General features: G+C 69.5%; 24 protein-coding genes and 1 pseudogene. 11 read left to right on the top strand and 14 right to left on the bottom strand.

What is annotated here, in order from left to right:
- Positions 1-21: 21 nt before the first annotated feature.
- The 4 genes from QQX02_RS03170 to QQX02_RS03155 all read right to left on the bottom strand — a co-directional run bounded on the left by QQX02_RS03170 (position 22) and on the right by QQX02_RS03155 (position 2,726).
- The gene (locus QQX02_RS03170; protein WP_301141170.1) at positions 22-561 is read right to left on the bottom strand and encodes an SRPBCC domain-containing protein; all 540 of its coding nucleotides are present in this window, start codon (positions 559-561) and stop codon (positions 22-24) included.
- Positions 562-604: 43 nt separating this feature from the next.
- Positions 605-1,312, bottom strand: coding sequence for an SOS response-associated peptidase (locus QQX02_RS03165; protein WP_301141169.1), 708 nt, complete (start codon positions 1,310-1,312; stop codon positions 605-607).
- 108 nt (positions 1,313-1,420) lie between these two features.
- Positions 1,421-1,966: a hypothetical protein gene (locus QQX02_RS03160; RefSeq protein WP_301141167.1), complete on the bottom strand. Its 546-nt coding sequence runs from the start codon at positions 1,964-1,966 to the stop codon at positions 1,421-1,423.
- A 106-nt stretch (positions 1,967-2,072) separates the two neighbouring features.
- Complete coding sequence (locus QQX02_RS03155) at positions 2,073-2,726, bottom strand: helix-turn-helix transcriptional regulator (protein ID WP_301141165.1); 654 nt, start codon at positions 2,724-2,726, stop codon at positions 2,073-2,075.
- Positions 2,727-2,794: 68 nt separating this feature from the next.
- Here QQX02_RS03155 and QQX02_RS03150 point away from each other — a divergent pair, with 68 nt between their 5' ends.
- From QQX02_RS03150 to QQX02_RS03135, 4 genes are all read left to right on the top strand, one after another.
- On the top strand, positions 2,795-3,856 hold the full coding sequence (locus tag QQX02_RS03150) for a class I SAM-dependent methyltransferase (protein ID WP_301141164.1): 1,062 nt from the start codon (positions 2,795-2,797) through the stop codon (positions 3,854-3,856).
- Positions 3,857-4,058: 202 nt separating this feature from the next.
- The gene (locus QQX02_RS03145; RefSeq protein ID WP_301141163.1) at positions 4,059-5,288 is read left to right on the top strand and encodes a TadA family conjugal transfer-associated ATPase; all 1,230 of its coding nucleotides are present in this window, start codon (positions 4,059-4,061) and stop codon (positions 5,286-5,288) included.
- A gap of 1 nt (position 5,289) precedes the next feature.
- Positions 5,290-6,150, top strand: a complete 861-nt coding sequence (locus tag QQX02_RS03140) for a type II secretion system F family protein (RefSeq protein ID WP_301141162.1) — start codon at positions 5,290-5,292, stop codon at positions 6,148-6,150.
- A 13-nt stretch (positions 6,151-6,163) separates the two neighbouring features.
- Positions 6,164-6,907 carry a type II secretion system F family protein gene (locus QQX02_RS03135; protein WP_301141161.1) on the top strand — a complete coding sequence of 248 codons (744 nt, stop codon included), beginning with the start codon at positions 6,164-6,166 and terminating at the stop codon, positions 6,905-6,907.
- A gap of 61 nt (positions 6,908-6,968) precedes the next feature.
- Here the strand turns inward: QQX02_RS03135 and QQX02_RS03130 are convergent, their stop codons facing one another.
- Complete coding sequence (locus QQX02_RS03130; RefSeq protein ID WP_301141160.1) at positions 6,969-7,661, bottom strand: HIRAN domain-containing protein; 693 nt, start codon at positions 7,659-7,661, stop codon at positions 6,969-6,971.
- 64 nt (positions 7,662-7,725) lie between these two features.
- On the opposite strand from QQX02_RS03130, the gene QQX02_RS03125 reads away from it, so the two are divergent.
- Positions 7,726-7,932, top strand: a complete 207-nt coding sequence (locus QQX02_RS03125; RefSeq protein ID WP_301141159.1) for a hypothetical protein — start codon at positions 7,726-7,728, stop codon at positions 7,930-7,932.
- A gap of 91 nt (positions 7,933-8,023) precedes the next feature.
- Positions 8,024-8,158 carry a hypothetical protein gene (locus tag QQX02_RS03120; protein ID WP_301141158.1) on the top strand — a complete coding sequence of 45 codons (135 nt, stop codon included), beginning with the start codon at positions 8,024-8,026 and terminating at the stop codon, positions 8,156-8,158.
- A gap of 56 nt (positions 8,159-8,214) precedes the next feature.
- On the opposite strand, the gene QQX02_RS03115 is transcribed toward QQX02_RS03120, so the two are convergent.
- The gene (locus tag QQX02_RS03115; RefSeq protein WP_301141157.1) at positions 8,215-8,547 is read right to left on the bottom strand and encodes a hypothetical protein; all 333 of its coding nucleotides are present in this window, start codon (positions 8,545-8,547) and stop codon (positions 8,215-8,217) included.
- Positions 8,544-8,891 (bottom strand): hypothetical protein, encoded by a 348-nt coding sequence (locus QQX02_RS03110; RefSeq protein WP_301141156.1) that lies wholly within the window; start codon positions 8,889-8,891, stop codon positions 8,544-8,546. The genes QQX02_RS03115 and QQX02_RS03110 overlap by 4 nt, the downstream gene beginning before the upstream one ends.
- Positions 8,892-9,161: 270 nt before the next feature.
- On the opposite strand from QQX02_RS03110, the gene QQX02_RS03105 reads away from it, so the two are divergent.
- Positions 9,162-9,851 (top strand): hypothetical protein, encoded by a 690-nt coding sequence (locus QQX02_RS03105; protein WP_301141154.1) that lies wholly within the window; start codon positions 9,162-9,164, stop codon positions 9,849-9,851.
- A gap of 6 nt (positions 9,852-9,857) precedes the next feature.
- On the opposite strand, the gene QQX02_RS03100 is transcribed toward QQX02_RS03105, so the two are convergent.
- The 7 genes from QQX02_RS03100 to QQX02_RS03070 all read right to left on the bottom strand — a co-directional run bounded on the left by QQX02_RS03100 (position 9,858) and on the right by QQX02_RS03070 (position 15,945).
- A complete protein-coding gene (locus tag QQX02_RS03100; RefSeq protein WP_301141152.1) occupies positions 9,858-10,154 on the bottom strand; it encodes a hypothetical protein in 297 nt (98 codons plus the stop codon).
- A 3-nt stretch (positions 10,155-10,157) separates the two neighbouring features.
- Positions 10,158-10,502, bottom strand: coding sequence for a hypothetical protein (locus QQX02_RS03095; RefSeq protein WP_301141150.1), 345 nt, complete (start codon positions 10,500-10,502; stop codon positions 10,158-10,160).
- Entirely contained in the window at positions 10,499-10,663 is a 165-nt protein-coding gene (locus QQX02_RS03090; protein WP_301141148.1) for a hypothetical protein, read from the bottom strand. The genes QQX02_RS03095 and QQX02_RS03090 overlap by 4 nt, the downstream gene beginning before the upstream one ends.
- 27 nt (positions 10,664-10,690) lie before the next feature.
- The gene (locus QQX02_RS03085) at positions 10,691-11,554 is read right to left on the bottom strand and encodes a hypothetical protein (protein ID WP_301141146.1); all 864 of its coding nucleotides are present in this window, start codon (positions 11,552-11,554) and stop codon (positions 10,691-10,693) included.
- A gap of 720 nt (positions 11,555-12,274) precedes the next feature.
- On the bottom strand, positions 12,275-12,682 hold the full coding sequence (locus QQX02_RS03080; protein ID WP_301141144.1) for a hypothetical protein: 408 nt from the start codon (positions 12,680-12,682) through the stop codon (positions 12,275-12,277).
- Entirely contained in the window at positions 12,679-13,572 is an 894-nt protein-coding gene (locus QQX02_RS03075) for a major capsid protein (protein WP_301141141.1), read from the bottom strand. The genes QQX02_RS03080 and QQX02_RS03075 overlap by 4 nt, the downstream gene beginning before the upstream one ends.
- A gap of 675 nt (positions 13,573-14,247) precedes the next feature.
- Positions 14,248-15,945 (bottom strand): recombinase family protein, encoded by a 1,698-nt coding sequence (locus tag QQX02_RS03070; RefSeq protein ID WP_301141140.1) that lies wholly within the window; start codon positions 15,943-15,945, stop codon positions 14,248-14,250.
- An 18-nt stretch (positions 15,946-15,963) separates the two neighbouring features.
- On the opposite strand from QQX02_RS03070, the pseudogene QQX02_RS03065 reads away from it, so the two are divergent.
- From QQX02_RS03065 to QQX02_RS03050, 4 genes and pseudogenes are all read left to right on the top strand, one after another.
- Positions 15,964-16,164 (top strand): annotated as a pseudogene (locus QQX02_RS03065) (type II secretion system F family protein); the annotation flags it as partial.
- Positions 16,165-16,217: 53 nt separating this feature from the next.
- Entirely contained in the window at positions 16,218-16,379 is a 162-nt protein-coding gene (locus QQX02_RS03060; protein WP_301143766.1) for a hypothetical protein, read from the top strand.
- Positions 16,351-16,749, top strand: a complete 399-nt coding sequence (locus QQX02_RS03055; RefSeq protein ID WP_301141139.1) for a TadE/TadG family type IV pilus assembly protein — start codon at positions 16,351-16,353, stop codon at positions 16,747-16,749. The genes QQX02_RS03060 and QQX02_RS03055 overlap by 29 nt, the downstream gene beginning before the upstream one ends.
- Positions 16,742-17,218, top strand: a complete 477-nt coding sequence (locus tag QQX02_RS03050) for a pilus assembly protein (RefSeq protein WP_301141138.1) — start codon at positions 16,742-16,744, stop codon at positions 17,216-17,218. Before QQX02_RS03055 ends, QQX02_RS03050 begins: the two co-directional genes overlap by 8 nt.
- The last annotated feature ends 23 nt before the right edge of the window (positions 17,219-17,241 follow it).

The following is a 17,241-nucleotide window of genomic DNA, read 5'->3' as shown; positions in this document are numbered from 1 at the left end:
GAACGGAGGAGATCGGGTCCGTCAGTGCTCCAGGCCGTCCTGGGGCGGGTTGGGAGCCACGCCGCCTTCCGGGGCGAGCGCCGCGTAGTGATCGGACAGCGCCGGGTAGTAGTCGTCCCAGTCGATGTCGCTCGCGCTCTCTCCTCCGAGAACGGCGGACAGACGGTCGAGGTAGTAGTCCCAGCCGGGGCCGACGCTCCCGATGTCGTCCGCGCCCAGGCGCTGGGCGAAGGTGAGCACGGTGCCGTGCGGGGTGGTCTGGATGCCGAGGCTGAGGTGCCAGGTGCCAGTGGGCGTGCGCGTGTCCACGACCAGCCGATGCGGGGGAGAGCAGTCGCGCACGAGGCACTCCTCGGCCTCCGCCTCGTCCGATTCGGCGGTCATGTAGAAGAGCACGCGACCGGTCGACTCCTCGGTCTCCCAGCGGCCGATCCAGGTCTCGAGCTTGTCCGACTCGGCGACGTGCGCCCACACCGTGGTGACGGGCACGTCGTACACCCGCTGGAAGACCAGCTCGGGGCCGTGCTCGCCCTCGGCCACCGTTCCTGTTGCCTCGACCATGGTCGTCGCTCCTCTCGGGGGTTGGGCTTCGTGCGGGCGTTCGCTAGTCGATGGCTTCGACCGTGGAGGGATCGTTGTTCCGGGGATTGCCCACGGCCTTCGCGACCTCGTGCCACGCGAGCTCGGGCGCCGGCGCGGCGATGACGTCGAACAGCGTGCCCTGGTCGCTGTCGCCGTCGAGCCACGCGTCCACACCCTCGGGCACCAGCATTACGGGCTGGCGGTCGTGGATGTCGCGCATCTCGTCGCGTGCGGCGGTGGTGACGATGGTGGTCGAGACGAGCCACGGGGCATCGTCGCCCAGGGCCTTGTCCTTCCAGAACTCGTACAGCCCCGCGAAGGCGAGGGGAGCGTCGTCCGCCGGGTGGATCCAGTACGGCGTCTTGACGCCGTCCTCGGTGTGCCACTCGAAGTAGCCGTTGGCGGGCACGATGCACCGGCGCTTGGCGAAGGCCGTACGGAACGACGGCTTCTCGGCAAGGGTCTCGGAGCGCGCGTTGATCATCCGAGCGCCGATGCTGGGGTCCTTCGCCCACGACGGCACCAGTCCCCACTTGGCCGCCTCGAGCCGACGGCCGGGGTCGCCCTCGCCGGACTCCTGTGCCTTGCCGGGAGCGACGATGGGCACCAGCTGCGTGGGCGCCACGTTCCAGTTGGGTGGCAGCAGCCGGACGTCGTCCGCGACCGTCGCGATCGCGAAGTGGTCGATGAGGTCCTGCTCCGCGAGGAAGTTCGCATACCTGCCGCACATAGAAGCCATTGTGCATCCGGGGAGCGACGTGCGCCCAGCCAGCCCGCGCATCGGCCGCCCTTCCGCCCTATGAGTGCATCAGTGCACGTTGCGCGCAATTTCGTACGCTCATGCACTCGTGGGGCGTGTGCGCAGCTCACGAGCACCCCACGCGAGCACGACCGCGCGGCCCCCGAGCAGGGCGGCGGCCACGAGGCACGCGTAGGCGAGGCCTTCCGAGGGTTCCATGAGCTGCAGGGGCCATGACGGTGCCACGATGAGCAGCACCCCGCCGCACGCGGCGGCGACGGCCGTGATGAGTGCGTCCTGAGCGGCGACGCCGAGCACGATCGCGCCCGCAGCCACCCACGTGAGTGGTGCGAGCCACAGGGACCAGATCGGCACGGCGAACCCGGTCAGCCCGATCACCGCGAGAGCGGCCACGCTCACCTGCCATCCGCGCGGGAAGGCGGCGATCCAGCGTGCCGAGCCGGTGCGGCCCAGGAGCGCGGCGGTCGTCGCCCACAGTCCGCCGAAGGCGACCAGAGGCGTCGCCGCGCCCGCCCATGCGGCAGCGTTCCCCGGGCCGAGGAGCAACGGGAGCGCAGTTCCGGCGGCGCCGATGGCGAGCATCGCAAGAATGGCGATGCGGCGGTCCCGTGCCTCGGAGGTCACGCCAGAATCCTAGGGGGCTGACGGGGCGAGGCGGTGGGACCTCGGCGGTGGTCTCGCGCGAGTCGTAGGCCGGCCACTCGGGCATTCCGCACGCCGTGGGTTCGGCTCAGTGTTCGCCGTTGTACTGGTCGAGCGTCGTCCGGTAGTAGGCCAGGGTCTCCTCGAGCATCCGTCGCGTCCCAGGCGTCAGTCCGACCGCGGTCGCCGTCCCGGGCCACGTGTCGATCTCGGCCTCGACGTCGTCGCACCAGGAGAGCACGAGGCGCGCGAAGCCTGCGGAGAAGTGCATGAAGAGCACGTTGAGGTGCGCTCGCTCGGGGAAGGGCGGAGCGTGCAGGTAGTCCTCCGCGATCACCACCCCCTCCTCGAGCCGCTCGAGGATCTGCTGGCGGGTCTCGGCGATGGTGCGACGCAGCTGGTCGACCGTGCCCTGGTCGGCCAGGAACAGGCGCAGCAGAGCCTCGAACTCGACCTGCGGCGGAGCGGGCGGCTGGCTCTCGAGCCAGGCCGACACCTCCTCACGACCGCGGTCGGTCACCGCGTACTTGGTGCGGGATCGGCGGCCAGTCCCCTCCTCGGTGGCCGTCGCGAACCCATTCGGGACGAGGCGTTTGACCTCCCTGTAGAGGTTCGCCTCGGAACGCGGCCAGGCCCATCGCAAGGCCCGACGCATCTGACGAGTCAGGTCGTAGGCGGTCCATGCGCGGATCGAGAGCAGGCCGAGCAGGGCCCGCTGGGTGGTCGAGGCAGGCGAGGGCATGGGGTTGACACTACTCCATGTTGGAGTAATCTAAATACTCCAACATGGAGTAAAGAGAGGCAGGAATGATGACAGTCGAGACGATCGACGCGACGAAGCTCGAGGCCTTCATGGGCCGTGCGGTGACCGACCTGGCCGCCGCGGAGAGCTCGGCCGCGACCTACCTAGGAGACCGCCTCGGTCTCTACCGGGCGATGGCGTCCGGGCGGCAGATGACCGCAGGCGAGCTCGCCGCACTCACCGGGACGCACGAGCGGCTTGTGCTCGAGTGGCTGCGGAACCAGGCGGCGGGCGGCTACATCGAGCATGAGGACGGCCGGTTCACCCTCCCTCCCGAGCATGCCGCAGCCCTCGCGGACGAGGAATCGCCGTATTTCCTCGGAGGCTTCTTCGAGATCATCGCCGCGGTCTGGGCCGATACCGAGCTGCTCGAGGGAGCATTCCGCGGCGACGGGGCGCTCGCATGGGGTGCGCATGACCCTCGCCTTTACCGAGGAGTCGAGCGCTTCTACGGCGCCACCTACCGCTCGAGTCTCGTGCAGGCGTGGCTCCCCGCGCTCGACGGGGTCACTGAGCGTCTCGAGGCAGGCGCAACGGTGGCCGACATCGGGTGCGGATATGGTCTGGCCACCACACTGATGGCCGCGGAGTTCCCGCGCTCGACCTTCGTCGGCTATGACAGCCACGGCGCCTCGATCGAGGCGGCCCGTGACCGCGCCCATCAGGCAGGGGTGACCGACCGGGTGCGGTACGAGGAGCTCGATGCCGTCGACCTTCCAGCACGCGGATTCGACCTGGCCTGCTTCTTCGATGCCCTGCACGACATGGGCGACCCGATCGGGGCCGCGGCCGCGGCACGCCGCGCGCTGGCCGAGGACGGGGTCCTCATGGTGGTCGAACCTCGGGCAGGTGACCGGCTCGAGGACAACGTCGGCCCTATCGGCCGCGCGTACTACGCGGGCTCGACCTTGCTGTGCACTCCCGGTGCTCTCGCCCAGGGCGGGCAGCACGTCCTCGGCGCGCAGGCCGGGCCTGCCGCGCTCACCGAGGTGCTCCGCGCCGCCGGCTTCAGCCGGGTGAGGGTGGCCGCGGAGACGCCGTTCAACCTCATCCTCGAGGCACGGGCCTGACCCAGGGGTAGACGTGCTGACCCGCGTGCACGTCCGGCCAGACGGAGGCCAGGCCCGTCCCACAGGGGCGGGTCTGGCCTTTGCGGCGACGGGCCGCGCACGCCGACCTGACGCTCCGAGCCCCCGCATCGGCCGTGTGCGAGGCCGTTGTCTTTCCACAGGGGGTACCGCGGTCGCGGGTTTCCCTCTACTCTCAAGGCGCATGAGCGGGGGGACCCTGGAGCGCATCGAGGCCCAGGTGCGCGAGAGCATTCGCAGCGCCGGGCTCGATCCCGTGCGCGAGGCCGATGCGGTCCGCGGCCTAGTCGACGACGCTCTGTCCGCGTGGGAGCACCGCGCGCTCGCCGGGGCGGTGCCCGCGATCACGGACCCCGGGGCGGCGGCGCAGGCGCTGATGGACAACGTCTCCGGCCTCGGCCCCCTGCAGCGCTACCTCGACGACCCCGAGGTCGAGGAGATCTGGATCAACGCGCCCACGCAGGTGTACATCTCGCGGCGCGGCGCCCCGGAGCTCACACCGACGCTGCTGAGCGAGGACACGGTGCGCGATCTCGTCGAGCGCATGCTCAAGCAGTCCGGCCGCCGCCTGGACCTCTCGAGCCCGTTCGTGGACGCGACGCTCCCCGGTGGCGAGCGTCTTCACGTCGTGATCCCGGACGTGACGCGCGAGCACTGGAGCGTCAACATCCGCAAGTTCGTGGTGCGAGCGCGTCACGTGAACGACATGGTCGCGCTCGGCGTGCTGCCTCAGCAGGCGGCGGACTTCCTCGCCGCGGCAGTCGACACGGGCCTGAACGTGCTGATCTCGGGCGCGACTCAGGCGGGCAAGACCACCATGCTGGGCGCGCTCGCGGGAGCGATTCCTGCCCGTGAGCGCGTCATCTCGTGCGAAGAGGTGTTCGAGGTCGCCGTGCCGACCCGGGACTGGGTGGCGCTCCAGTGCCGTCAGCCCTCGCTCGAGGGCACAGGCGAGATCCCGCTGCGCAGGCTCGTCAAAGAAGCGCTGCGCATGCGGCCGAGCCGCATCATCATCGGCGAAGTGCGTGAAGCCGAGGCGCTCGACATGCTGATCGCACTCAACGCGGGAGTTCCTGGGATGTGCACCATCCACGCGAACAGCGCTCGCGACGCGATCACGAAGATGTGCACGCTGCCACTGCTCGCGGGCGAGAACGTCTCCGACCGCTTCGTGGTGCCCACCGTCGCATCGGCCATCGATCTGGTCGTGCACCTGGGGCTCGATGCTCGGGGCGTACGGCGTGTGCGAGAGATCGTGGGCGTCTCCGGGCGCACCGAGGGAGGCGTCGTCGAGCTTGCGACCCTCTTTCAATGGGGCCAGGCGGGGCTCGAGCGCGCGGGAGGGTATCCGCCGCACCAGGAACTCTTCGAGCAACGCGGGCACCGGCTCGACGAGCTGCTGCGAGGTCCGTGACATGGATGCGCTGTGGGGGGCGGTGCTCGGACTGGGACTGTTCATGGTGTGGTGGTCGTTCTGGCCGCCGCCTCAGCGTCGAGAGCGCACACGTGACGGGTGGTCGGCGCGCACGCAGGACCATCTGGTTCGAGCCGGCGCTCCGTCAGTCACGCCGGCCGCCCTGGTGGGAGTCGCCGCGGGGCTGGGGATCGTGACGTTCATCGTCGTGGCGGGCCTGTCGGACGCTGCCCCGATCGCCGCGTGCTTCGCAGTCCTTGCGGCGAGGGCGCCGTTCGCACTCGTCTCAGCGCGTGCCCGCGCACGGAGCCAGGCGACCCGCGAACTGTGGCCCGAGGTGGTGGACTCGCTCGCATCGGGCATTCGCGCTGGGCTCGCGCTGCCCGAGGCGGTGGCACAGATCGGCGACCGGGGCCCTGTGGCGCTGCGCGAGCCTTTTGCGCTGTTCGCGGAGGACTACCGTGCGTCTGGCCGCTTCCACGACTGCCTCGACGCCCTCAAGGGCAGGCTCGCGGACCCGGTTGCGGACCGCCTGGTCGAGACATTGAGAATCACGCGGGACGTGGGCGGCACGGACGTGGGGCGGGTGCTGAGGACCCTGGCCGAGTTTCTGAGGGACGACGCCCGCACACGCGGCGAGCTCGAGGCTCGACAGTCGTGGACGGTCAACGCCGCACGGCTCGCGGTGGCCGCTCCGTGGGCGGTGCTCGCCATGCTCGCGACTCAGGGCTCCAACGCGGCCGCCTACAACTCACCGGCGGGGGTGGTGGTGCTCGCGCTGGGCGGCGCCAGCACCGTGGTCGCATACCGACTGATGATGCGCGTAGGACAGCTGCCCGAGGAAGCGCGGGTGCTGAGATGAACGGGGGGCGGCGATGACGTGGGTCGAGGTCGTCCTCGGAAGCACCCTTGGTATGGGCGGTGTGCTGGTGCTCGCGTGGGCTGGGGCGCGCCGTGCGACGCTCGATGCGCGCATCGCGCCGTTCCTGCGGACCACCCTGGGCGACGAGGTGCGGCGTCGCGATTACTCCGTGACGCCGGTGCCCGCGCTCGAACGACTCCTGGCGCCCGTGGTGCGCGACATCGGGACGGTGATCAGCCGGTGGGGCTCGCCGTCGTCCGACGTCGCGCGACGGCTTCGGCGTTCGGGGTCAGGCCTCTCCGTCGAGCAGTTCCGCGCGCAGCAGGTCGTGTGGGGAGCGGTCGGTCTCGCGGTGGGCGTGGTGCTGGCGCTCGTGCTGACCGCCACCAGAGGGGCACCGGTGCTCGCGTCCACCGTACTGGCGCTCGTGCTCGCGATCGGCGGAGTGCTCGGACGTGACGCCGTTCTCACACAGTCAGTGAAGCGCCGTCAGCGTCGGCTCGTCGCCGAGCTGCCGACCATCGCGGAGCTCCTCGCGCTGTCCGTGGGCGCCGGCGAGAGCGCGCTGGCCGCCCTCGAGAGAGTGGCGCGCACCACCTCAGGGGAGCTCACCGGGGAGATCGCGCTCGCTCTGGCCGACGCGAGAGCGGGCCAGCGCCTGCCCGCGGCACTCACACGGATGGCCAGGGAGCTGGGGGTGCCAGCTCTCGAGCGGTTCGCCGAAGGCATCGCCACCGCAGTCGAACGTGCGCAATAGTCACTCGCGGGCGGAGCCTGCGTAGGCCAAGCGGGGCTCAGTGACGCGCCGGAGTCTCGAATTACGCCACTGCGCGGTTCGCGAACCTACGCAACACCGATGGTTGAGGCAGCGTCACAAGCACATTGCGACCGCTGATCGTGGCGTCGACTTCGAAGCCGTCCGCCGGGAACGTCGCGAGTATCGGGCTGTGCGCCTTGGCCTTCGCCTTCGTGAGGTAGCCAATCTTGCGGCAGTCGAGGTAAACCGCGACTGCGTCAGAGTCATAGGGGTTCTCCGGTTCCCGGTGCAAGACAAACCAGCCCGGGCGGAGCAAGTCACGCTCGCGGTCACTGAGCCAATGCCCCGCGCCGACGACCTTCCACGGTGTGCCGCCGAGAGGTCGCAGATCGACAACGCGTTCGGGATCAATATCGAGGGTGCGCGTTCTCTCGCGCCAGCCACTTCGTCGATCCCTCTCCGCGCCTGCTTCCCGGGCGCGAATAGCGTCTAGTTCGGCATAGACCGCCGCCGAGGGGATGCCCGCAATCTCGCACTCGCGTTCAACTGTTGCCCGGTCGGGTGTCAGTGTCTTTGACGAGTGGATCGACCGCGCGACCTTCTTTGGGTTCGGAGGGCGCTCAGGGTGGCTTGGGTCACGGTAACGCCGGACCGCGTCGCGCCAGTCTGGTGAAGCCTTCCCGGTCGTGACCGTCGATTGAGGCAATGGCAGGGGCTCACGGGCCTTCCGCCTCCAACGATCGAGTATCCCCATCTCGCACCTCTCGCTCTCGTTGGCCTGGTTTGGACGCTACCAGCGCGCCGATACTCTGTGCGGCATGACGCGAGACGAGGCCCTGAGCGCGATCCTGGCGCGGCCTGAGAACCATCTAGGCTCCGCCGTCGCGCACGCCTGCTATGAGTCGGTGCTCGCGCTCCAGGAGGCCGGAGCGTCGGACGCGGAGAAGGTCGCCGCTATCTCCGAGTTCGCGGCCGCGAAGCGCTACCTCCTGGCGGAGTCGGCGGACCTCGCGCTCCTCCCGTGAAGTGTCCACGCGTGAGGCGCCTCACGCGTAATGCCTGGTAAGTAGTGCATCGAGGCTTGCGAGGATCGTCGCGGCGTGCCATGCTCGGGGTATGAACACACCGAACACACACCGCCAGGAAGCCCTCGCCGCCATCCTCGACCCGCTCCTTGGAGACGCCGTCTCCGATCTGGAGTTCACCGAGATGGTCGACCTACTCTCCGCCCCGGCACGCGACGCCGCATAGTCCGAGAAACGACGAAAGCCCCCGCCCTCTCAGAGGAGGGCGGGGGCTTCGGTGTGTCAGTCCAGCGCGAGCGGATCGCGGCCGTCGCGCAGACGAGCACGCATCGCCGCAAGCGCCAGCGGCGGGACATAGTGGGCATCGGGCGGCATCGACGACGGGCGCGGATGGGCGTACACCGCGATCGCCCGGAACGCCGAGCGGGCAGCGCTCTCGCCGAGCCCGTTCTCGTGCGCGTACGCGCGGGCGGCCTTCGCGGCACGATCCAGAGTCCAACCGCCGCGACGCGGAGGCGAGAGGGTCAGGGGCGGGAGAGTCTCGCCCGAACGCCAGTGACGGGGCGAGATCTCCACCGCGCGCGCCGGGAGCGGGACAGAGCGAACCCGCTTCATCGGGCCCACCGCTTGCGGGCCAGGGCACGGCCAGCGGCCGAGCGGTCGGTCTGAGCGTTGACGTCGACCAGGCGGCCGAGGATCGCCGCCGCCGACGCGCGAGCCTGGCGAGCCTCGGCAGCCGCGCGGTGCGGGACCTCGGCGCCGGAGTCGGAGCGCGAGACCCATCCGGCGGCGCTCGCGACGTCGCGAAGGGCGTCGGCCTGGGAGATCAGTTCGGCGGCCTGCTCCAGCGCGCCGAGATCGGCGCCGTCAAGGTCCGGGCGGACGGAGAGGACCTCCTCGACGGTCTCGCGCGCGGCGGTAGTCCAGTGGTCGGGCAGGTCGAATATTGGTTCAGTCATCAGGGGTCCTCCGTGTCAGGGATATGAGGGTGCAGCGCGACGCTGAGCGCCGGGCGCGAGTGTGGGAAGTGGGTCAAGGTGGACTCGCCGGGGAACCGGGCCGTGCGCACGCATCACGGCAGCCGCTATGCGCTCCGGGAGACTGGCCGACCCCCGGGGAGGGGGGAGCCCCCACCCCGCGAGCAGTTGAGCGCGGTCCGCTAGGTTGTGGACGTGATCTCGCCCCCAGTCGACCCATGGCCTACCCCGGCAGCCTCGTTCGTCCCCACGGTGCCGGTCGATGCGGGCGCCGGAATAGGACTAGGAACCTGGCCCGAATGGGTAGCGGCGATCCTCACGGGCCTCGCTTTCCTCATTGCTGCGGTGTCGCTCGCGCTCGAAGTGTCCCGACGGCGCAAAGCGCAAGCGCGCTTGGTCTACTCCGAGACGAGGCATGTCAGGACCGTCATCAAGGGCGCCAAGTTCCCGGCGCTCGCGGACGGTGCGACGGTTCGGTTTGATGGGCGTACCTTCGCCGCAGGTGGGAGTGCTCCGCTCGACGTCCAAGACAAAGAGGGTCGGGACCTCTTCATCGCCGCCGAGGACCAGGTGATCTATACAGTCGCAGTGTGCAACGTTAGCGACGAACTCGTCTCCAAAGTCAACGTCCGGATTTACCTCGACAATGATGTCGCCGCAACGGGCGTGATCGGAATCGTGCCGCCGCACTCGGAGACCGTCGCTGAGTTTCTTGCTCCACTACGCTCGCGCTTCATGGTCATCGGGACCTGTCACGAAGTAGTGTTTCGCGACGCGGCCGGACGCTGGTGGCTCCGCGAGGAAGCCGAGCCGATCGAGCGCGTGCACGAAGACCCCGCGAGTTTCGTGTGGGACTTCGCGCCGCAGGAGGATCAGATCAGCATCCGCGTACGTGCCGGGCGACTGTGGCGCCGCCTGCGTGGAAGGCGTCCGATTCCATAGGTGTCGCTACGTGTCTTCGCCGTCCGGTTCGGAGTGCGCGGGAATCGACACTGCGGCCGGGTACAGGCTGACTAGCACCTCGCGAGCGAATGCCCGTCCCTGGTGGCGGTCCATGCCGACGCCGTCGAGCAGTGACCACACCGCCGGGAGATCGTCACCATAGGCGAGCGTCGCCACGTTCGCGGCCAGGCCCAACACGTCCGCGTGGGGCCAGTCGCGAAGTAATGGACACTTTGTGCATACGGTCGCGATGAACTCGGCATTGGTCGCATTGGTCTGGTCTTTGGGTTCGAGCATGGGCATGGGTCAGTCCTCCAGGTGGGTTGAGTGGTGCAGGTGGTCGCGGGCATCGGCCGCCAGCGGGGCAAGCGGGCCGGAGTAGTAGCGAGCGGTGAGGTAGTCCGGGCGCCGTGCTGCGAGACGATCCAGCGTCGGCGCCGCCAGGCGGGCAGCGATCGAGGCGGCCTCGTTCGCGCGGTCAGGGTCGTCAACGATCGCCGACAGGCGGCGCTGATCCGCACGGCGGGCGTTGGTGCACTCGGCGGCGCGAGATAGGCGGGCCGCCTGCGGCGAGTGCGCCGGGACGCGCACCGCCCAACCGATGCCGTCGAGCGAGTGGCCTCGGATCTCGATCGTGTCGGGCTCGGTCATCGGGCGCGCCGCTCGGCACGGTTGCGAGGACGATCGTGGGCGGCCAGCGCAGCGGCTTCGCTCGCCTTGTTGCGCCAGGGTGCCGCCTTGCGGTCGTGGGCGATGGTCGGTGCCAGCCAGCCGTGACCTCGGTTCTTCATACGGCCCTTCTTGCCATTCATGTCGGTTCCTCTCTTGTGGCTTGGGGTTCAGGACAGGCGCAGCGCCGGGCGGCGTGAGCGGGTGCCCGAGATCGGGCGCCAGAGCGGGTAGCCGGAGGACTTCACAGAGCGGCCCCAGCGGTCATCCGCGAGGGCATAGAGCGCAGGTCGATCGAGGGCCCCGGGCGAGCCCTCGGTCTCGTATGCGTCCCAGACCGTTGAGCGGCGGACTGTGGCCTCGCCGTCGAAGCGCGCCAGGAATGCGGCCGCCTCGTCAGGCGAGGGCGCGGCGTCGGGTGCGAGGTGGTCGCGGACCAGCGGGAGCAAGGTGCGCCGAGCGGCGGCCGACGTTCGCAGCGACAGCGCCGTCGCGTCGAGGGCGCGGGCGAGGCGCGCGATCGTGTCGGCGCGGTCTTCGATGAGTCTTGCCGAGCCGGGAGATCGGAGTGCGCGTTCGGCGCCCGTGGTCCAGCCGACGGCCTCGTGAATCTGCCGCATGGTCTCCCGCACGTCTTCGTCGGGCTCTGCGACGTCGAAGAAGTAGCCCGCGATCATGCGCCGCTCCCCGTTGAGCGCTTCGACGGTCTCCTCCTCGGCGCGGAGGATCGCAGCGGCGTCGTCGAGCACGTCGGCAAGGAGCGACGCGGCGGACGCGGCAGAGACGGCGCGACCGTCGATTGCGTAGGCGCGGCCCGCGCCCCCGGAGAGGCCCCGGGCTCGGGCGTCGGCGGTGAGGTGTCCCACAGGGAGCAGGGCGACCGGGAGAGCGCCGTCTCGGCGGGCGGTCGATGGTTCAGGCAATGCGGCGACGGGGTCGGCGTGAAGAGCGGCGAGGAGGCCGTCCTCGGGGCCGGTAGGCAGGGGGTCGAGGCCGAGGCGCTCGCGCGCGTCGGCCATGGCGGGGCGAGTCATGGCGCGGATCCTTTCGGCGGCCCGTGGGCGGGCTCTGGGAGGTGTGGGGCTCGGGCGGTGCCCGGAGTTGCAAGTGCGCTGTAATACGGCGCGCAGTGGCTCAGCGGCGTGTAAACGGCCTCCGGCCGATCAAAGAGCCGGAGGCTCTCCCGGCGCGCTTACACAGCACTTCAGCGCCATTTACATAGGGACGCTCAGTGAGGCTCCAGGGAGGAAAGGCGCACTGGCAAGGCCTGCTAGATCGCTGTTAGGGAGGCAGGGAGCCGGTGACGCTAGGGAGAGATGAACTGGAGACCTGAATCAGAAGTACCTTCAGAACTACACTTCCTACACTCACTCGCCGACGAGGGCGCGAAGGCGCTTCAGTTCGGCGGCACGGCGCTCGCGGTAGCGGCGGGCACGGCACGCATCGGAACACGTGAGGCGGCGGGGGTCAGCGTCCTGCGGTAGCGCGCGGTCGCAGGTCAGACAGCGCGAGGGCGGGGCGGGGGTGAGGGGCATCGTGGTTCCTTTCGTGACGTCACAGTGAGAGGGCCAAGAGAACGACCCGCGCCGGGGCGGTGGCAGCGGGTCGATCTCTTGTGATGTGGAAGGAGTGGGCCAGCGTTCGCGGATCTGCTCACTGCCGCGTAGGCGGCGCTCTCGCGCGGCCAATCGGCCGGGGCAGGGCGACGTAGGGCCAGGGCCTTTCAAGATTTGTGAGGGGCGCTCACGATTTGTTCAGCTGGGGGTCTCCGGGGCGTAAGCGGAGGGCGTGCGGACCGTGCCGACGAAGCCGCCGACACGACCGGTCGCGGCGCGACGGATCGAGCGCTTCTCGGGCTCGGTCAGGTAGACGCCGGACGCGAACGCGATTGTGACGCCATGCTCGCCGACGGTCTCCGAGCGCAATCCCTGCGGATTCTCGTACTCGCGGCGGGCCGCCTTCAGGATGATGACGTGGACGCTCGCCGGGGCGCCGAGAGACCAGTCCGCCGCGACGTGCGGCGCGACCTCATCCAGCGCGAGGGCCGTCGCATCGGCCAGGGCGGCCGAGGCCCGGGCCCGCTCCACCCCGGACAGATCCGAGAGGAGCAGGCCCAGGCGCGTCGCTAAAGCGTCGACGTCCGGGGGGAGAGCCAGGCTCACGCGCCGGTCGTGTTGACGGCCACCACGCCGCCGCCGTCGACGAGGTCGACCGAGCCGCTTTCATAGTTCGCCACCGCAAGCGGAAGCGGCGCCACTCCGACGAAGGCGGTCAGGACCGAGGACGAGACGCCATTGGCGATGTTGAGCCCGATCATGTGCGTGAGAGCCATGCCGCTGGCAGTGACGCTGGCAGCCGTGACCGCGCCATGCGGGGGGACCGGCGCACGGACAGCCGCCACGAAGGCCTCCTTGACCATCACGTAAAGGGCGTAAGGGCTCACGAGAGTGTTCTCGACCACCGCCATACCGGCGACGTGGTACGTGCCGTTCGCGGCCGGTTCGAGGACGTTCGCCTCGGCGAGGTCGGCGAAGACGTTCGCTCCGACGATCGCGGTCAGGGCCCGGTTCGCATTCACGCCACGGGCGCGCAGGACCGCACGGGCACGGATCAGACTGGCACGCGGATTAGTGCTGTCGTAGACGATCGACGCCTCGGGCGAGGTCGCTGCCATGGCGTCCGCCACGGCCTTATCGATCTGGTGGGCGACGGACTGGCCCTGCGGGCGCAGGACCTGGGCGCCGAAGTCCTTCAGTTCGAGGTCTGCCTCGTCGAGGGTGATGGGGACCGAGGAGTAGATCTCGTTCTCAAGGGTCACGGGGATCGACGTTTCCGTCAGGGAGCCCTGGACGTAGTTCTCGGTCGAGCCCACGGGACGCGAGCCGGTCGTGGTCACGCCGGGCACGCGGATCTGGACGGTCTTGCCAGACACGCCCTGACCGAAGTCTGAGGCGACGTCGCGGTAGACGTGCTGGGTCAGGCCGAGGTCAGCGGCGGCGAGGGTCGCAGCGAGGGCCGCGACCTTTTCGGGGTTGAGGAACTCATTGGGCATGGGTACTCCTTGGGGAGCCGAAGGGATAGGGGGAGTCACCACCTGGGTGCGAGCCGCAAGCCGGGACCACTGGCTCCGGAGGGCTCTGGGGATCTCTCACGGGGCGCGCCTTGGCGCCGGAGTGAGCGGGGGAAAGACAGAAGGGGCATAGGCCGCCCCGCGCTGCTCGCGCAGCCGGGCGGCGCGCAGGGGCGGCCTATGCGTGCGTGGCGAGCCGAGGGGCCACGCGTTGCCGCGCCGGGCACCAGTAGAACCAGTGCGAGGCGCAGGTGCGGCGCATGTTGGAAGCCATCGCCGCGACCGCGCGGACCCTACCCGCACGGGGCGTGCCGCGCGCGCCAGGAGAGCGGACGGCACTCAAACGACGCGGACCAACGCGCCGAGGATGAGACAGGTGCGCGCTCGGACCCCGACACGGGATTTGGGCGGGCGCGCACCTGAAACTAGGAAGTGGAGAGGGCTTCGCGGCCAGCGAGCATCTCGCGGCGCCGCCGGGCCCAGCGGGCGCGCTCCTGGCATCGAGTGGCGCAGAAGCGGGCATCGGAGCGCTTGGTCGGCGCGAGCGGGGCGGCGCATACGGCGCAGGGACGAGGGTCAATCACGGGGACCTCCATAAGAGCAGACACGGATAGAGCCGGAGCCGCCCCTCGTAGTAGGAGTGTGCCGAGGTGCTCGCTACGGCGTGGAGGGTCCTGTCGCCCAACGAATCTCCAGACGGCTAGCGGCATCGAAGACGCCGCCGTTGCGCGTTCCCTTGCGCACCCGCACGTGATCGATCACCAGTGCCAGAAAGTCCCGTCGCTCTGCTACGTCCCACTTCGCCCAGATCGACCCATCGCCTAACGGTCCCTCGTTGGGGTCCTGAGTCGTAGAGAGCGCGTCCAGCCAAGGGACCAGGCCGTTTCCAGTCGCGACCGGCACCTGCTCTAGCGCCTCGGTCGCCTTGGCATACTTGGCGCTCAGCGTCGCCGATTGGCGGCGGTATCTCTCCGTACCGAGAGCGCCGTCGTAGAAACCCTCTTGGCGGTCATCATCCAGACGATACAACGCACCTTCGAGTTGTGCGATCGTCTCGCGAAGCCTCGCACGAAGCGCCGTAGTTTCGGGATCCTCCTCCCGGGCCGCGAAACGCTCCGTCAGCGTGAGCAGGAGCGCCGCATCTTCATCGCGAAGTGAATCGTCATCGTCTGGGCCCATAGGCGTAGGCGCGAGGGTCGCCAGGCGTGAGAAGACCGCCAGCGCCACGAAGTCGTCAGTGGGATCGAGTGCCACGGAGACGCCCGGGCATTCGAGGCGAGTACGTCCCGTTCGGTGCCAACTGCACCGATACGCCGCCCGGGTTCTTGCCCGATCAGCGAACATCGGGCCGCCACACTCAGCGCAGCGCAGAAGACCGTTTCCACCCAACAATGAAGGGGTCTTGGTCTTGCCGCGCAGCCGGGGTCTCTTGTCGAGGGCATCCTGCAACTCATGCCACTGGCCGGGGTCCACGATGGGCGCCCACGGCTGAAACAGATTGTTGTCCGCGTCTCGCGCGATAGCGATACGTCCACGTTCGTCGCGCGGCGTGGCGCCGTCGCGCGAGGCCCTACCCGATCCCGCAGGTTGGGAACGCGTCTCGGGCATGTAGCCCGCGATGGTCGGATTTCGGAGCAGACGTGAGAGCGCCGAAGTCGTCCATTCGGCGCCGTCAGGGCGCTTGGACGTCGGCCGCGTGCGTAGGCCTCTAGCGTTCATCTCCCGCGCCACCTCGGCTATCGACCGTCCGTCGCGTACCGCGCTGAAGGCATCGCGAACGTGCTTCGCTTCTGCCTCGTAGGGCTCTAGCATCCGCACAACAAGTCGGCCATTCGCAGCACGAACGGCGCGCATACCGTACGGAGGTTGGCCGCTCATGTGGGAGCCCGCGAGGCGCAACTCGGCCTTGGTCTTGCGGGTTCGGGTCGAGATGTTCTCAGACTCTTGCTTGGCGAATGCGGAGAGCATCGCGAACTGCATGGCGCCCATCGACGACGACACGTCGATATCGGACTCGGTCGCGGAGACCAGGCGTCCGCCCGCATCCGTGATGCGCTTCAGGAGCGACGCCGCCTCCATGAGCCCCTGGCGAGTGAGGCGGTCCAGACGGTAGACCACGAGCGTGTCAGCCGTCCGGTCCTCTATCGCCGCGAGGGCAGCGTCCAGGCCGGGGCGCGGTGCCTCCTTGTCCCAGCCGGACCGGCCGAGGTCCTCGAAGTGTTCGACGAAGTCCCACCCCTTCTCTTCGACGAACCTTCGCGTCTCCCGCTTCTGCATCTCGGGCGAGCCCGCGCTCTTGTCTTCGCGCTCGCGTGACTGACGGCCGAGTGTGATCGCGCGCCTGGTAGTTGCCATGGTGAGTAATCTACTCGTTCCGTGGAGCGCGGCACCCCACTGGCCGAGGTGCTGCGCGCCCAGGCGCAGGATGCACGGTCTCAGGGGCGGCAGGCACTCGTCGAGGAGGGTGGGCGGCGCGAGATCGCGATGATGGTGCCCGTCGTGTTCCTGATCCTCCCCGTCACGGTGGCATTCGCAGTCTTCCCGGGTCTGGTCGCAATCGACCTCGGGGGTTAATCGATGGCGCAACATCACGATGAGACGGGGGAAGCACGATGATCCGACGATTGATGACACGCGTGGGGGCTGAGGAACCGGAGCGCGGTGACGTGCCTGGCTGGGTGCTCATCACGCTGATGACTGCCGGACTGGTCGCCGCGATCTGGGCGCTCGCCGGGCCGGCGTTGGAGGGCCTGTTCACCGATGCGATCGATTCCGTCACGGGGGGCTGAGCACGACCGGGGGTCGGCGGCAGTCGAGTTCGTGCTCGTCGGCACTCTGGTGGTGCTGATCGGGCTCGCGGTGCTGCAACTGGTGCTTGCTCTCCACGTGCGCAACATCTTGGTGTCGAGCGCGTATGAGGGCGCACGTCACGGGGCACGCGCTGACAGGACGCTCGACGACGGCGTCGCGCGCAGCGAGGAGGTCGCTCGCTCGGCGCTCGGCAACCGGGAGATCCTCGCGCGCGCCTCTCGCGACTCGGTGGACGGCGCCGGCGTGGTGGTGGTCACGCTCGAGGCCGCGGTGCCGATCGTCGGGCTCTGGGGTCCGGGCACGATGCGGGTGGAGGCCAGGGCGTTCGACGAGGCCAGCGATGGCTGACGTGTCGGCAAGGCGTCGTGACGACGCGGGCGCGGCCATGGTCGAGTTCCTCGGGGTCACCGTGCTGGTGCTGGTACCGGTGGTCTACCTCGTGATCGCGGCCGCCCAGTTCCAGGCTGCGGCGTTCGCCGTGGAGGGCGCGAGTCGGTCGGCCGCCCGTGGCGCCGTCGTGGCAGGCCTCGACGCGCTGGAGAGCGGGGGAACGGCGGCCGATGCGCGGGAGGCGGCGGTCGCTCGGGCGCAGGCGGCGGTGGCGCTCGCGCTCGAGGACTTCTCGGTGCGCGGCGAGCCTTCAGTGACTCTCGAGTGCGATTCGTCGCCGTGCTTCGAGCCCGGATCCACGGTCACGGCCGAGGTGGTGGTGGCGGTGCCGCTGGCGGGTGTGCCCGGACCGGTGGTCGAGGTGGTGCCAGTTGCCGTCGACGTCTCCGCGACCGGGCGTTCGCCTGTCGAGGGGTTCTCGCCGTGAGGCGCTCGCGGGCGTGGCTCAGG

The sequence above is a fragment of the Demequina muriae genome, from assembly GCF_030418295.1.
Classification (GTDB): Bacteria; Actinomycetota; Actinomycetes; order Actinomycetales; family Demequinaceae; genus Demequina; species Demequina muriae.
This window is presented reverse-complemented; position numbering and strand designations above follow the sequence as displayed.

Coding starts and splice junctions, on each gene's coding strand:
- QQX02_RS03070 (WP_301141140.1), bottom strand. CDS start 15,945: ATGGCAACTACCAGGCGCGCGATCACACTCGGCCGTCAGTCACGCGAG.
- QQX02_RS03095 (WP_301141150.1), bottom strand. CDS start 10,502: ATGACCGAGCCCGACACGATCGAGATCCGAGGCCACTCGCTCGACGGC.
- QQX02_RS03075 (WP_301141141.1), bottom strand. CDS start 13,572: ATGCCCAATGAGTTCCTCAACCCCGAAAAGGTCGCGGCCCTCGCTGCG.
- QQX02_RS03125 (WP_301141159.1), top strand. CDS start 7,726: ATGACGCGAGACGAGGCCCTGAGCGCGATCCTGGCGCGGCCTGAGAAC.
- QQX02_RS03130 (WP_301141160.1), bottom strand. CDS start 7,661: ATGGGGATACTCGATCGTTGGAGGCGGAAGGCCCGTGAGCCCCTGCCA.
- QQX02_RS03085 (WP_301141146.1), bottom strand. CDS start 11,554: ATGACTCGCCCCGCCATGGCCGACGCGCGCGAGCGCCTCGGCCTCGAC.
- QQX02_RS03050 (WP_301141138.1), top strand. CDS start 16,742: ATGGCTGACGTGTCGGCAAGGCGTCGTGACGACGCGGGCGCGGCCATG.
- QQX02_RS03165 (WP_301141169.1), bottom strand. CDS start 1,312: ATGTGCGGCAGGTATGCGAACTTCCTCGCGGAGCAGGACCTCATCGAC.
- QQX02_RS03100 (WP_301141152.1), bottom strand. CDS start 10,154: ATGCCCATGCTCGAACCCAAAGACCAGACCAATGCGACCAATGCCGAG.
- QQX02_RS03060 (WP_301143766.1), top strand. CDS start 16,218: ATGACACGCGTGGGGGCTGAGGAACCGGAGCGCGGTGACGTGCCTGGC.
- QQX02_RS03150 (WP_301141164.1), top strand. CDS start 2,795: ATGACAGTCGAGACGATCGACGCGACGAAGCTCGAGGCCTTCATGGGC.
- QQX02_RS03135 (WP_301141161.1), top strand. CDS start 6,164: ATGACGTGGGTCGAGGTCGTCCTCGGAAGCACCCTTGGTATGGGCGGT.
- QQX02_RS03155 (WP_301141165.1), bottom strand. CDS start 2,726: ATGCCCTCGCCTGCCTCGACCACCCAGCGGGCCCTGCTCGGCCTGCTC.
- QQX02_RS03170 (WP_301141170.1), bottom strand. CDS start 561: ATGGTCGAGGCAACAGGAACGGTGGCCGAGGGCGAGCACGGCCCCGAG.
- QQX02_RS03055 (WP_301141139.1), top strand. CDS start 16,351: ATGCGATCGATTCCGTCACGGGGGGCTGAGCACGACCGGGGGTCGGCG.
- QQX02_RS03145 (WP_301141163.1), top strand. CDS start 4,059: ATGAGCGGGGGGACCCTGGAGCGCATCGAGGCCCAGGTGCGCGAGAGC.
- QQX02_RS03120 (WP_301141158.1), top strand. CDS start 8,024: ATGAACACACCGAACACACACCGCCAGGAAGCCCTCGCCGCCATCCTC.
- QQX02_RS03115 (WP_301141157.1), bottom strand. CDS start 8,547: ATGAAGCGGGTTCGCTCTGTCCCGCTCCCGGCGCGCGCGGTGGAGATC.
- QQX02_RS03140 (WP_301141162.1), top strand. CDS start 5,290: ATGGATGCGCTGTGGGGGGCGGTGCTCGGACTGGGACTGTTCATGGTG.
- QQX02_RS03110 (WP_301141156.1), bottom strand. CDS start 8,891: ATGACTGAACCAATATTCGACCTGCCCGACCACTGGACTACCGCCGCG.
- QQX02_RS03090 (WP_301141148.1), bottom strand. CDS start 10,663: ATGAATGGCAAGAAGGGCCGTATGAAGAACCGAGGTCACGGCTGGCTG.